This is a genomic window from Streptomyces sp. NPDC093252, assembly GCF_040683675.1.
In the GTDB taxonomy this organism is placed as follows: domain Bacteria; phylum Actinomycetota; class Actinomycetes; order Streptomycetales; family Streptomycetaceae; genus Streptomyces.
Window position 1 is genome coordinate 256776 of sequence record NZ_JBFBEM010000003.1, and the last position, 15247, is coordinate 272022.

13 protein-coding genes are annotated in these 15247 nt (G+C 62.4%); 9 read left to right on the top strand and 4 right to left on the bottom strand.

The features are described 5' to 3' along the window. Positions 1–222 precede the first annotated feature (222 nt). Positions 223–489 carry a hypothetical protein gene (locus AB0O01_RS07145; protein ID WP_365311470.1) on the top strand — a complete coding sequence of 89 codons (267 nt, stop codon included), beginning with the start codon at positions 223–225 and terminating at the stop codon, positions 487–489. Between the two features lie 22 nt (positions 490–511). Here AB0O01_RS07145 and AB0O01_RS07150 read toward each other — a convergent pair whose 3' ends face one another. After that, positions 512–1300, bottom strand: a complete 789-nt coding sequence (locus AB0O01_RS07150; RefSeq protein ID WP_028421051.1) for a GntR family transcriptional regulator — start codon at positions 1298–1300, stop codon at positions 512–514. Between the two features lie 109 nt (positions 1301–1409). Here AB0O01_RS07150 and AB0O01_RS07155 point away from each other — a divergent pair, with 109 nt between their 5' ends. The 6 genes from AB0O01_RS07155 to AB0O01_RS07180 all read left to right on the top strand — a co-directional run bounded on the left by AB0O01_RS07155 (position 1410) and on the right by AB0O01_RS07180 (position 6872). Next, positions 1410–1817: an NUDIX hydrolase gene (locus AB0O01_RS07155; RefSeq protein WP_365311777.1), complete on the top strand. Its 408-nt coding sequence runs from the start codon at positions 1410–1412 to the stop codon at positions 1815–1817. 46 nt (positions 1818–1863) lie between these two features. After that, on the top strand, positions 1864–2292 hold the full coding sequence (locus AB0O01_RS07160) for an ATP-binding protein (protein ID WP_365311471.1): 429 nt from the start codon (positions 1864–1866) through the stop codon (positions 2290–2292). After that, on the top strand, positions 2286–2675 hold the full coding sequence (locus tag AB0O01_RS07165) for a hypothetical protein (protein WP_365311472.1): 390 nt from the start codon (positions 2286–2288) through the stop codon (positions 2673–2675). The genes AB0O01_RS07160 and AB0O01_RS07165 overlap by 7 nt, the downstream gene beginning before the upstream one ends. An 81-nt stretch (positions 2676–2756) precedes the next feature. Next, complete coding sequence (locus tag AB0O01_RS07170; protein ID WP_365311473.1) at positions 2757–2981, top strand: hypothetical protein; 225 nt, start codon at positions 2757–2759, stop codon at positions 2979–2981. Between the two features lie 447 nt (positions 2982–3428). After that, the gene (locus AB0O01_RS07175) at positions 3429–4289 is read left to right on the top strand and encodes a DUF4365 domain-containing protein (protein ID WP_365311474.1); all 861 of its coding nucleotides are present in this window, start codon (positions 3429–3431) and stop codon (positions 4287–4289) included. Between the two features lie 159 nt (positions 4290–4448). Then, positions 4449–6872, top strand: a complete 2424-nt coding sequence (locus AB0O01_RS07180) for a hypothetical protein (protein WP_365311475.1) — start codon at positions 4449–4451, stop codon at positions 6870–6872. Positions 6873–7011: 139 nt separating this feature from the next. On the opposite strand, the gene AB0O01_RS07185 is transcribed toward AB0O01_RS07180, so the two are convergent. Then, positions 7012–7860 (bottom strand): hypothetical protein, encoded by an 849-nt coding sequence (locus AB0O01_RS07185; RefSeq protein WP_365311476.1) that lies wholly within the window; start codon positions 7858–7860, stop codon positions 7012–7014. 137 nt (positions 7861–7997) lie between these two features. After that, the gene (locus AB0O01_RS07190; protein WP_365311477.1) at positions 7998–8864 is read right to left on the bottom strand and encodes a hypothetical protein; all 867 of its coding nucleotides are present in this window, start codon (positions 8862–8864) and stop codon (positions 7998–8000) included. Positions 8865–9172: 308 nt separating this feature from the next. On the opposite strand from AB0O01_RS07190, the gene AB0O01_RS07195 reads away from it, so the two are divergent. Together AB0O01_RS07195 and AB0O01_RS07200 are read left to right on the top strand one after the other, a co-directional pair. Next, the gene (locus tag AB0O01_RS07195) at positions 9173–9607 is read left to right on the top strand and encodes a hypothetical protein (protein ID WP_365311478.1); all 435 of its coding nucleotides are present in this window, start codon (positions 9173–9175) and stop codon (positions 9605–9607) included. A gap of 655 nt (positions 9608–10262) precedes the next feature. Beyond that, positions 10263–11216 (top strand): IS481 family transposase, encoded by a 954-nt coding sequence (locus AB0O01_RS07200; protein WP_365311479.1) that lies wholly within the window; start codon positions 10263–10265, stop codon positions 11214–11216. 154 nt (positions 11217–11370) lie between these two features. Here AB0O01_RS07200 and AB0O01_RS07205 read toward each other — a convergent pair whose 3' ends face one another. Next, positions 11371–14907 carry a LamG domain-containing protein gene (locus tag AB0O01_RS07205; protein ID WP_365311480.1) on the bottom strand — a complete coding sequence of 1179 codons (3537 nt, stop codon included), beginning with the start codon at positions 14905–14907 and terminating at the stop codon, positions 11371–11373. Positions 14908–15247 lie beyond the last annotated feature (340 nt).

Sequence of the window (15247 nt, forward strand, 5' to 3'; positions counted from 1 at the left end):
CGGGATCGCACACTCACCTTGCCACACAACTTGCCCACTCGTCTATACGAGTAAGCGTGTTGTGGTGTACGAGTTCGGAGAAGCGCCCTGCGGCCATGTCAGACCCACCCGCCAGAATCCACCCATGCTGATAGCGACCAACGGCCGTGGCTACGGGCTGAAGCGCCCCACGAAGCCGGCAGTAGGAACCATGCTCGCCAACCTGAGACGCGGCAACGAGTATTGATCCTTGAGCGGCGGGACGAGGAACGGGAGGGCGACTGGTACATCCAGGTCTGGTTCCGCGACAACAACACCTACCAGCTGGAATACCGCGACGGTGTCCCTGCGGAGCACTACCAGACCCGAACGGTGTCCCAGGAGAAGGTCTTGCAGGCTCTCCTCGGCTGGATGCTCGACAAGCCCGCCTGGCGAGAGAACTTCATGTGGACCAACATCGGCCACATGTTCGCATCGGCCGCCGACGGCGAGGACGAGCCGACCGCTTAGAGCTGTGCCGTCGCCCACCTGATCACGTGGCCGGAAGCTGGTACGACAGAACGTACGCGTCCGCCGCCATCACCGTGTCACAGACCTCGACGGCCCGACCCTCGGTGTCGAAGGCCGTCCGGATGAGGTGGATGACCGGCACGCCGGCGGCCAGCCGGAGCGTCTTCACCTCTGCGGGCGAGGGCATTCGGGCACGGATCTCTTCCTCGAAGTGGTCGAGGCGGTGACCCAGCTCTTCCAGGCGGGCGTAGATACCGCCGGGCCCGGGGTTGGGTTCCGCGATCGGGGTCCCGCGGGCGATATCGAGCGGGAGGTAGGAGGTGGCGAACTCCACCGGCCGCCCGTCGAGCAGGTACCGGCGCCGACGAGCCAGCACGCGCCGCACCGAGCCCAGCCGAGCGGAAACGTCCTGACTGGCCTTTTCCTCCTTGACCTCCAGGCTGTCCACCTGGGGGTGACTGCCGGCCGCGTCGGCCTCCACGATGAACGCGGACTTGCCCTGCTCCCTGTGCCGCCGCGCGAAGCGGTCCGAGGCGAGCCGCCGCACGGGCGGTCGTGGTCGTACGAAGACTCCCCTGCCGTGCTCGGCGTGCACCAGGCCCTCACCCTGGAGGATGGAGAAGGCGTTGCGGACCGTCATCCGGGAAACGCCGAAGTGGTCGACAAGGTCGGCTTCTGAGGGCAGCTTCTCGCCCTCGCGGAATCGCCCACGGTCGATGGCCTCGCGTAGCTGGTCGGCGATCTGCCGGAAGACCGCACGATCGCTCGTGGGGTCGAGATCACCGAGGAGGCCCGAAGGGAGAGGGCTCACGTGAGTACTCCTTTAGGTATCTAGACGAGTGGGCGAGTGTTGTTGCTACGGTGGAGAGCCTAGTCAGCCGAGAGGGCCGAGGAACGTGAGCACTGAACGCCCGCACTCCGTGAGCGTCGCCGGGGTCGTCGTGGACGACCAAGGCCGGGCCCTGCTGATCCAGCGCCGGGACAACGGCAAGTGGGAGCCACCGGGCGGTGTCCTCGAACGTGAGGAGACCATCCCGGAAGCCCTCCAGCGCGAAGTCCTCGAAGAGACCGGCATCAAGATCGCCCTTCCAGCGACCCTGACCGGCGTCTACAAGAACATGAAGGGCCTGATCGTCTCGCTGGTCTTCCGCTGTGAAGCCGCCGACGGTGTGCCCACCACCGGTGACGAGACCCGCGCACTGCGCTGGGCCACCCGCGAAGAGGTCACCGAGCTTGCCGACGAGGCGTACGCGATCCGCGTCCTGGACGCACTCGACGCAATGACCCCGCCGGCCATCCGCGCCCACGACGGCGTGAAACTCGTCTAGCCCGAACCCGCTGCACATGGCGGCCTACCAGCACCAAGGAACTTGTATGCACGAGTATATGAGTAAGCCCCGGGTCTGGGGACTGAGTTGCCCAGGATTCCCCGAAGAAGTGAGCCGGGCCCGCCGCTGGACCCGTGACATCCTGCGCGGCTCTCCCTTAGCCGAAGACGCCGAACTGATCGTGAGCGAGCTGAGCGCGAACGCGATCCTTCACACGGCCAGCGGTCGGGAGTACGGCAGCTTCCACCTGGCGGTCGCAGTCTCGGCTCAGGTGGTGGCGGTGTCGGTCACGGACGACGGCGGCACGGGAACGGCCCCGAAGGTCCAGCACCAGGACCACGACGCCGAGCACGGCCGAGGGCTGGGCATGGTCAGCGCCATCGCCCACCGGGTCGTCGTCCACGACAGCGACCAAGGCCACACGGTCACCGCGGAGCTGTACGCGGAAGAACTGCGGGGAGGTCATCCGTGCTGAGTCAGGAAGCCCGCCGCGGCTTCTGGTGCGAGTGCTGGACGGAAGACCTCACCGAGCAGCGAGGGCCGGCACTCCTGGCATCCTTCGATGCCTACTCGGCACCGCAGGCCGACCGATGGGTGGCGGTCGCACTGCGCACCATCTCACCGGCCTTGGACCCGGACGCTTCGGACGAGGCGTGGGAGTGGCTGCCCGACGGTCGCGCGGAGACCCGACGAGCCCTACTGCGGTCGGAGTCCAGCACGGTGTCAGTCACACACGCCGGCACCCGCGTCACTTGGACCATCCGACCGGTGACCTACCTGCCGCTAGCTCACCGAACAGAGCTCCCGCCCTGCGCCTACGAGTTCAGCCCCAGCCCCAGGGTGTCCCCTGTCAGCTGACACCGAAGGCCCGGCCTCGTACCTGAAGCCGGGCCTCAGGCATGCTCAGGCACATGAGCGCCTACAGCAGCGACCAGGACCTTGAAGGTCACCGACGCCACCGGCAACGGCGTTGAAGTGGACGTGGCAACGAACCTGCTGAACGGCACCGTGCGCCTGTCCGTGCTGTGGACCCAGGAGATCTACCTGCACCCAGACGACGCCGAACGGGTAGCCCAGTCACTGCTACGAGCTGCCGAACATGGCCGGCGCCTCGCGGAAGCCCGCAAGCCGGAGACTGATCAAACCACCAGCCCCAGCGACTGAGTTACAACTTTCTCTACTGGTTCAAGGCGGCTCGCTCCGCTCCCCGCGCGCGGCCCGGCCCCCGGCCGGGCCTGCGCTCCTGTCTCCGCCCCGCTCCAGCCCGGCCGGCGCCCGTGCCGCGCGCACAGCAATCAGCCACCTGATGCCAGAGAACGGGTACGTCGTGGCTGGGACGGTCGGCTCCACGGCTTTACGGAGCCACTTTGGCGCGAGCCTCGAAGATCACGGCCCCAACGTCGTGCTTTACCGGGCAGGTCCACAGACTGCCCGACGCGCCGGAAGCTTACGGGGCCATGATCACTCGCGCCAAAGCAGCGCCACCCCAAAGCCGCTACGCCGACCTAGGTGACATCGCCCCTTACGTCAGTCAGCGTCGTTCATTTTCAAGGCGTGTCAACTGCTTACCTGATATCTTGGCCCGAGGCTTGATTCACTAGGGGGAAGTAAATGCCTGAGCGGCCGAATTCACATGTGGTTGCTTCGCGGGCCGTCGCCGCCGTTACCGATATCTGGGCACAAACAGGTGCGGCCGTAGAAGAAGTAAAGAATGACTACGGCGAGGACCTAATGATCCAAACCTCATGGAAGGGAAATGTTGACGAATCCAGAATTTGGGTTCAAGTCAAAGGGAAGAGCTCCCTGGGAATTTCTCGCAAAACCGGCGCCCCAAAAGCTCTAACCGTACCCAAGGGGCACGCTCTGCGCTGGCAAAATATAGCCGACACCGTGGTTATCGTCGTCTGGGATATCGAGTCCAGAAAAGGGTGGTACGCACTACCTCAGGAACAGCTGGACAGGGCTGCACTTCTCATGTCGGAGACCCAAAGTGTCACCATCCGATTCAACGCCAACAATCAATTTACCCAAGCGTCCGCCGAGTCCTTGACGTGGCATTCACGATTTAGGCATGCAGACAGAGAAGTCGCCAACGTAAGGGCCGCGGTTGAGTTCTGGAAGACGCCAGAGAACTCAAGTAACGCTAATCTTCAATATCAGCAACTAATCGCCAGATGCTTCGAGTTTCTTCAGATGCTCGAAATATTTTCAGATGATGGCCCACTTCTCCCGGAATACGAGATGGGGCTCAGAAGATGTTATCAGGAATTCCGAGGCGCACCAGACTTCCCCACTCCCGAAAGAGCCTTCGATGGCGGTGCCCACATGGTCATATTGGCCGCCGCCGACAAAATCAGCATGGGTGTTCCGGTTCGTCTTCTCGCCGAATTGGCAGGAGCGATACAGGTACTTTACATCTCCATGTATGGAGACCTGAATAAATGGTTCTACAGCCCACCTCAAGCAGGCTGAAGGCGTCCATGAGGTCGTGCTTGTCCCGGTTGGCATGTGACTGATGGTCGGACGTTCGAAGATTTCACAGTTGCCACCGTTCTAGGAATACCGCTGACGATCTTCCTGTTTCGGTGATTGATCCTATTAGAACTATGTAGCACTTCAAGGAGACGTAGCGTGGGCGAGCCGACTTACCAAAACATCACCGCGACTGTGCGTCCACCCCGGTGCGCCATCTTCATTAGCAAGAATAGTGAATACTGGAAAACCGCAGCCAACGTGGCTATCGCCCAAGCGTCTCAAGTGTGGGGTGGTCGTTACTTTCTGATTGTGCCGACAGATGGCGAAAAGATTGAAGGCAAGTTTTGGGAGTTGCTTGAGGCCTACAGCCCTGACCATCTCGCAGTCTGCAATCTAACGTTCACGGACTTCGAAGAAGCCAACCCGGATCGATATGCGGAGATCAAACAGTTTCACAAAGATAGCGAGCAAACCAAAGACTGGAGTGACGCAGAGTTCGAGGATTGGTTTTCGGGTAGTGCTGCGCAGTCTCATGTGGATGAGCTCACCATCAGTGAAAGCCTAAATAAGGAGCTCATCTACCGACTGAGTCCGTTTCATCACAGTGATGCAGTCGACCAATATCTGACGAGCGCGTCCGGCTTCGGGTACCCCTTCACGAAGATCGCAAAGATCATCTCGGCGACTACCAGACACATTGGTTTCGTGAGGCTCCCCCCGGTAATTAGCGACCCAACGTTCAAGCTGCTCATCCATTCCGAGACGGGAGTAGGAAGCAGCGAGTATATCGACGAGATCAGTGCATCTGGCTTCGCGACGAAGCGATTGCCGGACACATACAAGCCGACAAACGTTTTGACTCACGTTCAAGGGTCGCAACGGCCATATTTTGGCGAACACGAAGAACCGCATCTAGATGAAACCTTCCTACCGAATACCCCGTTCGGTCTAAGTATGCTGCACCTGGGGCAGTACTACAGGGCTGACAATCATCGGCCAGATAAAGAGCCAGTGGTTCTAGTACTTGGCGACACAGTGGAGGACTTTTGCTTCTACTACTCATTGTCCCGCATGCATGAGGGCGTTAAGTGGCTTCCACAGGCCTGGCTGCGTTCTTACACTAAGGCACGAAATACAGCCAGGAAGCGCCGTGAGCAGGGACAAGAAGTAGAGCCACTTACGCTAGAGCAGCAATCCGGACGCGACCTTGTTAGTGTTGTGTCCTCCCTGATTCGCTACGGTCATAGCGCTAAGAGCGTGCAGTTGTGCAGCATGAGCCTTAGCCAACGACAACTCGTTTCCTATCGGACCCAGATCGGAAGGCTCTCGTATTTTGAGCCTGACAGGTTCGCTTCCAAGATTGAATGCGTTTCCGTCGAATCCGTCTCCACCTCATGTGTGCTTCGGGTCTACGAGACCGACAACTACGTCAACCATCGCAGTATGGTGTTTGTTGATGGTAAGAGTGTCAGTCCATTTGATACACCGAAGCCTAAGAGCTTCAACGCAATCAGGCTTCCCGACCACTATTGGCTGACGTCGCTACAAATCGAGGGCTATCAGCCGCCGTCGCTACCAACGCTGGGGCCGAAGATCGCCAATCTCCACAACTCGACTACTGAGTCTCGTGTGGCAAATGACGGCATTGCTTATCTGTGTCCCAACCCCATGATTTTCGGCAGTGACCTCGACGCTATTTTGGTTCGCCCAAAGATCGAGATGCTGGACACTATGACGCTCTTCGATACCTACTTTGAAGGTGTCGGTGTCAAGGTGCGATACTCAGATAAGGGAAACTACTTCAACGACACGCTCCGACGGTTTGGCGGCCTGGACGCTACCGGCAAGTTCATCAAGGCTGCCGCCACCAGGTCGATCCTGGATAAGTTCATGTCTAGGAAGGTGACCGAGGGCGGCAACATCATCTACCTGGAGAACGACCAGAGGGCCTACCTGAATCTCGACGCCATTGCGGGCAGCTTGAGTGACGAGAAGGCAGCTGCTGATCTGGTAGATGACCTTGTAGGAAATCGGGTGCTCCACCGTGGCTATATCTTCCAGTGTGAGCGGTGTCGTCTGATTTCCTGGTATGGAATCGACGCCCTGACGACAGAATTCACATGTAACCGCTGCTCATTGAGTCAGCAATTCACGCGAGTCCATTGGAGGAACCCGGTTTTACCTCACTGGTACTACAAGCTTACGGAGACAATTTACCAGTTCTACCGGAATAACTCACACCTCACTACGCAAGTTCTGTACAAGTTGAAAGGTGAGTCGAAGTCCGCTTTCCACTATGCCCCTGAGATCGATCTGCTCAACTTTCCCCGGAGTGGCAAGAGCCGGGAAATGGACGTAGCTTGCATCGTTGATGGTGCGATCGTATTCGGTGAGTGCAAGACTGACTCTTTGAAGGCCGAAGCTCTGGAAAAGTTTGCAGCCTTGGCAAAGATGCCTCTCAGAAATCCCGCCCGAGTCATCTTTGCAACAACGCAACCTGTCTCAGACGAGTTCAAGGAGCAGATGAGTAGAGTACCGAATGCCGAGCTAATGGTTCGCAGTGATTTGTACGACGACTAGTTTCACCTCGTCGCACTATGCAATCGAGACGCGTCAGGCGGCTTGGCCGGCTGCGGGTTGATGGTCACAATCTAAGCGGCTAGTTCGACGTCATAACTGCTGAGAGGTTCGACAGTAACGCTGACAGTTGGGTATGCCCTTACTGCCACTGACTCGCGACCCATCGTTCTCGCTCAGCCAAAAGCTCAGTCTTCGTGACCTTGATCGGGCTAAAGTCCACACCACCAAGCGGGAAGATCCACTGTTCCAGGGCAAGCCGTACATCCACTTGCGTCAGGTCGTTGCTGTATAGACCGGCAGCGCCCAACTTCTCCAGGATGCTTTTGTTGATCGCTTCAACCTTCACCCAGTGGGTGTCGTCGTCCAGAGATACGCCTTCCCACTCCTTGGCAATGATCTCCAGCCCCTCCTTGCTCGTGCAGCCGAAGCGATGCAGGGCAAGTGCCAGGTCGACCACCATGCTTGGCCAGGAGGAGAGCTTCAGGTCACTCAGCCTTGCTGGCGTGATCCAGGCGCTGTCACCCTCGCTCGTGACGTAGTCGACGTACAGACTCTCTTCACGATCTGCCTCAACGCGATTGCGGAAGGTCCAGTCAACATCGTTGGGACCGTCGAGATAGAGACTGTGGCGTAGGGACTCCGCGTAGCCGCGCACTTCTGCCAGATCTGCCGGTCGGCCTTCAACCAACCGCGCATAGATCCCTCGGGCCAAGTGGCTGTAGAAGATCCTCAACTGCCCCCGTACCGCATCGATGTCAGTCCAGCCCAGACGAACGACATCCCAGAGGATGAGCATCTTCGCCGCTTCCTCGCTGGCGAGACCGTCGATCACTGCTGCGCCTCGACTGCGCCCGGCCTCTTGAAGGTGGATGAGGTCATCCCGCAGCGTGCTGACGTGTTCGGCCAGCAGTTCAAGGCCCTCGGCAATGAGGTCAAACCGCTCAGCCTTGGGGACGTTGAGGACAGCAACGAGATCTCTCGGCTTCATCCCAGCAGGCTACGGCGCCGAGAACCGCTGGACTAGCGAGTAGTTGCCGACGTCGATCCGAGCGAAGCATCACTCGTAGATCACGTGGCCGGCGCCAAGTTGGTGATCAAGTTCTAGCTTGCGGGAAGGCTCGCACCTCAACTATCGGAAGGTAGTGGCTGCTCACCGGCTACGCGAACGACCCTGAAGATGGCGACAGTCCCCAGGAATGGCGATGGACCACCGGTAAGGGGGTAGTCGTCTGTCGTTGCGGCGTAGAGGGCAAGCCGCTTCTCGGCGAGCTCGTCCAGGATGGCAGTGATGCTTCGCTGTGCGTCCCGCACTGAGGAGCGAGAGAATTCGATGTCTCCTGAGATGTCGCTCCAGTCTCGGAAGCTTTGGACCGCACTGTCGATGAGGTCCTGCTCGTCGTCGGTACAGTCGTTTGGTTCCTCATGAGGCAACCATCCGAGGCAGTCTGAGAGGACTGGCCAGAGGTCACGCCCCGTCTTCATGTGTTTGAGCACTACGACTTCGAACTCTGGCTCGTCCACCGTGATGACGTCGATGATCCTTTCGACCTGCCCCTGCTTAAGCTTGCTGATCTCATCGGCGAGCGTCTTGAGTCCCCAGACCTCGATGGTGACATCGGGGTACAGGGGGCGAAGCGTGTTATCGATGAACTGGTCGACCTCGCCGGGCAACGTGTCATTGGTGAGGAAGCGCCACACCTTCACGTCCCGGTGCTCCTGGAGGCAGCCCTCCAAGTCACCGCGGATCTTGCCCTTGGTCTTGGTAAACGTCTCACCGCGAGTTGCATGCGCCGCGAAGAACACCCGGGCCTTCGGGCAGTAGCCGTCGTTCTTGGTGTCGCCCTTCGGCCCGGCTGCCCGCACGGGTTGGTAGTCGCCGGGGTACAACACGAGGCCGAGCCGATCCATGCAGTCCTGGAAGGCGTTGCCTTCCAGTCGAAGGAGCTGGCCTTCCACGAGCTTCCGTAGCGAGTTTTGATCCACAGCAGCCATTACCGCACAGCTCCTACGTCCTGCGCAGCTAGGTCGGACGGATCAAACGGCCGTAGCCGGCTGCTGGCTGATGGGCTCGGCCTACGCGGCGAGCGTGGTGTCCTCACCCCTGGTGTCTTTGACAGCAATGCTCGTGACAGGGGAGCTGTCCGAGCGCTGGCACCGACGCCGACGAGCCGCCCCGCGCCCAACGACCCTTTACCACACTACTTACGTCAACGTCTGGGGAATCGGAAAGTCTGCCCACGGTGCCCTCTTGTCGGCGATCCTGTCCCCTGTTAATGGCTTGTTAATAGGAAGGTGCCGTCATGGTGTATGTACGCACCAGCACGCTCAAATGGATTGAAGACACCGTCAACAGCAACAACGGAGCTGCTGTCATTCGAAACGCCTCGGTGCGTGACCGAGAAGGAATGGAACGGCTGAGACTGACGCGCCTTCAGGCCGTTCGAAATCTAATCGTACGCCGAGGGCTACGCACCTTCCCCGATCGCTTGCTTCACTCGGAGGAGAACTGGTCCTTCGTCGTCTACAGGCCCGAACTGCTTGTCGTTGACGTCGGCGTCCTCGCTGCCGACCCTGGAAAGCGCGCAGCGCTCAACTTCGTCATGGACGCCATCAACCAGAACGCCCACGGCCAGTTCTTCGTCAGTGAGCATCAGTTCCGGAACAAGCTACTTAAACTCGCGTCGGCACACCCTGAGATTCACTGGCAGTTTAAACAGCAGGATACGGCTGCATAAGCAGCGGCCTCAGCATCAACCCGGCCCCACGGCAACCGGCGATGGGTGCGCTGCACCAACCAGCCCACAACCTCCGTCAGCCGTCGACGGCTGAATGACCAGACGCCAGACCTCGATGACCTTCCTGCCAAGAGTTCGGGACGAAGAGGTCGCGTGCCACAGCCATGCCAGATGCGAGGGTCAATCACGGTCAACCCGAGTGCCTGGCGGGCACGCCTGTGCTCGGGAGCTCCACCAACAGAGCCGCAGGTCACCAGCAAGACGCCCCAGCCTCTCTCCTAAAGCGGGTGTCGCAGGTTCGAATCCTGCCGGGGGCACGCTACTGCGGTGCGCTGACTGTCCAAGTCAGCGCACCGCAGCGCGTTTCTCTGAGGCCGGACCAGTCGTACATTGGTCGACTTGGCATCGGGTGCACCCGGACGGCCAGGCGCGGTGATCGCTGCGGCCTCGCTGTGAGGACCAGGGCGGTCGGCACTGACAGGGCCTGAGAGAGGGATGATCAGACTGGTGCGTCTGATGCGCCTGCGCTAGATGTATTGCCCCGGGAGGTTGTGGTCGGGTGAGGCAGGTCTCGACTGACATGCCTTGATATGGGTGAGGGCCTTCCGGGTTCGGTGTGGATTGCGACATCTCCACCGAACAGCAGGAGGCCCTCATGCCCCACCGTAATGCACCCCTGACCGAGACCGGACGGCTGCGTCCGGCCCTGTGCGTGGTCGAGGACGGCTGGCCGCTCCGGCGGGCCGCCGAGCGCTTCCAGGTCTCGCCCACCACCGCCGGGCGGTGGGCAGCCCGCTACCGGACCATGGGTGAAACGGGAATGCGTGACCGCTCCTCCCGCCCGCACCGCAGCCCCCGCAGAACCCCGGACCGCACCGAGCGCCGGATCATCAAGGTCCGCGTCCTGCGCCGGTGGGGACCGGCCCGCATCGCCCACCTGCCGGGCCTGGCCCCCTCCACCGTCCACCGGGTCCTGGTCCGCTACCGACTCGCCCGGCTCACGCACCTGGACCGCGCGACCGGCCGTGCCGTCCGCCGCTACGAACGGGACCGCCCCGGCGAACTCGTCCACGTCGACATCAAGAAACCCGGCAACATCCCCGACGGCGGCGGCCACAGGGCCCTCGGCCGCCAGGCAGGCCGCAGAACCCGCTCCAGCGCGGGCTACAGCTACATCCACACCGCCGTCGACGACCACTCCCGCCTCGCCTACAGCGAGATCCTCAGCGACGAGCGCAAGGAGACCGCCACCACCTTCTGGACCCGCGCCCAGACCTTCTTCACCGACGCCGGCATCACCGTCGAACGTGTCCTCACCGACAACGGCGCCTGCTACAAATCCCACGCCTGGCGCGACACCCTCGCGGCGGCCGGGATCACCCACAAGCGAACCCGACCCTACCGCCCCCAGACCAACGGCAAGGTCGAACGCCTCAACCGCACCCTCCTCGACGAATGGGCCTACGCCCGCCCCTACCGCTCAGAACAGGAACGTCACGACGCCTTCCCCGACTGGCTCCACACCTACAATCACCACCGCGGACACACCGCACCCGCAGGCAAACCACCCGCCAGCCGCGTCCCCAACCTCACAGGGCAATACGCCTAGAGCGCGATCGGCTACGTGGCTGGGATCATGGCACGTCTCCGGGTGGCAGAGGATGGTGGCGCAGCGGCCGATTGACTGGATGGGGCAGCGGTGGGCGTGCTGGGACACGCCAGTGGGTGTCCCAGCACGGTGGTGTTGCGGTGGCGTCGGTGTGTCAGTAGCCGATGTCTGTCTCTACCTGGGTGGGGTCGGTCACGGATCCTGCCCACAGGCGAATATCGCTGATCCTGCCGGGCAGGTGATTGCCCCAGGCTCCGTCGAGATAGCCTCGACCGGCCGTGAACTCGCCGCTTCCCATGGCCACGGTGTAGGCGAGCGGATCCGCCTGCTGGTCGCTTCCGACATACAGGGTGATCGTCCGGGTGCGTGCGTTGTAGGCGGCGACCAGTCCCACCTCGCTACCGAGGACCGCCGTCTCCGTGCTGGCGACGGAGGTGCCGGTACCGTCCGCAGTGAGTCGGCCGAAATGCCAACGGGCGACCGGTACTGATCGGGTCATGGGGATGCCGTTCTCGTCCAGAACCGGATTGCCCTCGTCGTCAACCACTTCCTCGGTGCTCATACCGGTCTTCTCCACCCACAGACCCCACGACGAACCGGACCCCGTGCGCTGGCCGAGGATCTGGCCGCGATAGTTGTCGGGCTTTCCGACGAGGGCCTGGGTGTCGACGTCCACCGTGGTGGCAACGGTGAAGGAGCCCGAGTCAGAGACGAGGGGCCGTGCTGCCGTGGCCGCGCCGGTCGTGCCGTTCAGGACCAGGGCCTCACCGTCGAGGGTGGCTCCCGTGGCGGAGAGAGTGAGGTTGTTGCCGTAACCGGACAGGTCCGTCAACGTGGTTCCGCTCGCCCCCATGGGCCTGTAGTCACCGACGAGTTCGAGATACGCCTTGCCGTTGGCATTGACCGGGCTAGCTTCCTTCTCGACATCGGACGGGGGGCTCGCGTGCTGCCACACGGCGACCTCGTCGATCTCCCCGGGGAAGTGGTCGACGTAGCCGCCCTTGTACTTGACACGTCCGATCTGCAGCGCGCCGGAGGCTGACCAGTCACCGGTGGTGAGTGTGTCCGTACCCTGCGGCACGCCGTTGACGTAGAGGGTGAGGGTTCTGGCCGTGGTGTCGACTGCGGCGGCCAGATGAGTCCATACCTTGAGTTGAGGTGGCTCCAGGGAGTTCACGCGCTGGTTGTCCATGATAGTGGTGGGCGCGTCAGCGTCGGCCATCCGCAGGCACCAGCGGTTGGCCACCGAGCAGTAGCTGAGAAAGAACGGGCTGTAGTACGTGCCGTCCTGGCTGATGACCGTGGCAGTCATACTGGTGCTGTCCAGCCGCACCCATGCCGACACCGTGTAGGACGCCTGCGTCTCCAGTACCTTGCTGGCCGTCGCCGCGTACGAGGTGCCGCCAGTCTTGAGGGCCTTGTCCTGACCGGTGGTCGTACCGTCGGTGACGACACCGCGTCGGCCTGTGTTCACCCGGGTTGCATTCGTGATCGCCGCGTCGTCACGCAGGGCCGGGGTGCCGGCGGAGACGTCGACCGCAGGTCCGGATGCCTCGTTGAAGGTCCACCGGCCGACCGGGCCAGCACTCTCGCCCACCAGGAAGCGGACCTTGTTCTGTCCTATCCGCCCGGCCGAGTCCTTGGCCATGACCTCCAGGGTGAGGGTCCCGGAGTCCACCGGGGTGATGGTCTCGGTCACCGTCGCCCCGGTCCTCCACGGCCCCCAGGCGCTGTCCGTGGAGAGCTTATAGGCGTATGAGGTGTTCACATCGCCGGCAGCGGGGCTGAACGTCACCGTGCCCGGCTTGCCGGGTCCACCCGCCGGAGCGCAGGCACCCGGTTCACAAATGGAGTAAGTAGACGCGAAGGTGATCGTCGGGGGCTTGGGGGCACTGCTGTCGATGGTGAAGTAGCAGAACGGGGTGGCCGAGCCGCCCAGAATGCTGCTCCCGTTGTTGTAGTAGGAGCGGGTCCAGGCCCGGTACCGGTACTGTTTGCCGTCGCTGAGCTCATTGCTCCACGTCTTGTCGAGATCGTGTCCGTCTCCGACGAATCCGCTGGTCGGGCTCTCCGAACCGGTCGATGGCTCCGGCGCGTCCGACCAGGAGCCGTCCGTATTCTTCACATCCAGGTCGAAGTAGACGCGCAGGGTCGCCGAGGACTCGCCACCGGCCGCCGTCTGCGGCGTGGCCGCGAGGTTGGGCGTCGAGTCCGACCATGTCGTGGGGGCGCTGGCGGACTTCGAGCAGATCTGGTTGCTGCCGGTCTCCAGCCCGTACTCCGTGGGTACCGCGGGCTTGCCGACATACGTCACGTCGAGGACCGCGTCGTCGTCGAACCGCTTCCACGCGATCGGGTCGGATTCGTCCTTGGCCTTCAGCATCAGCGTCAGCGTGCTGAACTTGCCCGCCGCGAAGTCCTTCACCGTCGGCGTGAGGTTCTCGTCGGTCTCGGCCGGATTGTCGTTGAACTCGATCGCCGCCCTCGGCTGGGAAGGGCTGCACGCGCTGCCTCGGCCCGCCGAGACATTCCGGTCGCCCATCTGGTCCCACGAGTTGTCCGACTTCGGACCGCCCGGCCCGGGCCAGCGGGTGGACGACGAGATCCCGTCCGTGCGCTCCAGATCCACCCAGCGGGCGTCACAGGAAAAAGACCAGGTCTCGGTCACCGCGAACGTGGCATCCAGTACCTGCTTGCCCTTGAGCTTACCCGGCGTGAACTCGAAATACATCCGGTTGGTGTATGGGCTGCCGGTGGTGCACTGGTACAGGTATCCGCCGATCACCGCTGAGGCGCACCGGCCCACGCTCATACCGTTGTCGCCACCGGAGAAGTTGTAGAACGCGTCACCGTCGGAGGACAGCACGGTCCGCTCGGACGTGTTCAGCTCCACCGACGGATCGATGTAGAGGGGGAATTCAGCGCTGGTGGTATCTGCGATCAACACAGCGTCCGGAGTGACCGTGATCCGCGACGGCGACACCTCGACCTCCATGACCGCCGCCTCGTCGCCATCACTCGGACCGGCCAGCGCGTCCCCCTCGCCGACGGGCCCAGCGGGACGCCCGTCCTGGGACGTCGTGGAAGCGGTGGGCAGGGCATGCGGATCAGTGGCACGCAGCGGATGCGCCCCGAGGCTCTGGGTACTCACCCCACTGGGGCTCTCGGTGTCGCCCGCCGAATTCCACATCCGGGCAGACGGCGAACGGAATACGACCTGCCCGTTTCCATCCACCGCCTCCATGCTCCCGGCCCCGCCCTCACGGACACTCAGCCCTTCCGCGTGCAGCGAGTACTCAAGCGCCGCGAGCGCAGGGCTCTGTGCCGCCTGCGGTGTCTCCACCTCCAGGAGTTGCCGGAAACCCTCGACCGTGGCCGTCAGGATCAGATTCACGTCCGGGAGGACGTCCTCGTAAACCGCCCGGGCACCCTCCAGTCGCGGCTCCGGCAGAAGGCCCGGCCACCCCATCGTCACCGATTGCCCGTCCTCGGCAATCGTGACCAGGCTCTCGCCGTCACCCCCACCCGAGAACGTGAGGTCGACCGTGGTCGCCCTGGGCCCCACCGAACCATCGGCACGTGTCACCAGCGTCGTGTCAGGAGCGGCCCAGCCACCATCTGCCTCCTGCACCCGCACCGGAACGATCGACTTGCGCAGCAGGAACGTCTTACCGTCGGGGTTCGCGAACACTGTCTCACTCTCGGTCCGCTCCCCCACAACCTCCACCGGTTCACCTGTGTCAACCGCCCGCAACTGGGCCCGTTCCAAGTCCGACAGACCCTGCGCCGGTGCCGCCGCCGCCTCCTGCGCCGACAGGACGGGGGCACCCGCCAGAGCCCCCACAAGGAGGATCAGTGCAACGACCCAGGCCAGACGGGCTCGGTATCCGCCCGCTCCGCCGACCACAGACGGCAGTCCGCGTCGACCACCTGCACCGTTCCGTATGACACCGGCACACCACGTCCGCATTTGCCCCATAACCCCACCCCAGAGTCACATGATCAGCACAGTGGATTCAAGAGACAGTAAT

Coding starts and splice junctions, on each gene's coding strand:
- AB0O01_RS07190 (WP_365311477.1), bottom strand. CDS start 8,864: ATGGCTGCTGTGGATCAAAACTCGCTACGGAAGCTCGTGGAAGGCCAG.
- AB0O01_RS07185 (WP_365311476.1), bottom strand. CDS start 7,860: ATGAAGCCGAGAGATCTCGTTGCTGTCCTCAACGTCCCCAAGGCTGAG.
- AB0O01_RS07200 (WP_365311479.1), top strand. CDS start 10,263: ATGCCCCACCGTAATGCACCCCTGACCGAGACCGGACGGCTGCGTCCG.
- AB0O01_RS07195 (WP_365311478.1), top strand. CDS start 9,173: ATGGTGTATGTACGCACCAGCACGCTCAAATGGATTGAAGACACCGTC.
- AB0O01_RS07160 (WP_365311471.1), top strand. CDS start 1,864: ATGCACGAGTATATGAGTAAGCCCCGGGTCTGGGGACTGAGTTGCCCA.
- AB0O01_RS07175 (WP_365311474.1), top strand. CDS start 3,429: ATGCCTGAGCGGCCGAATTCACATGTGGTTGCTTCGCGGGCCGTCGCC.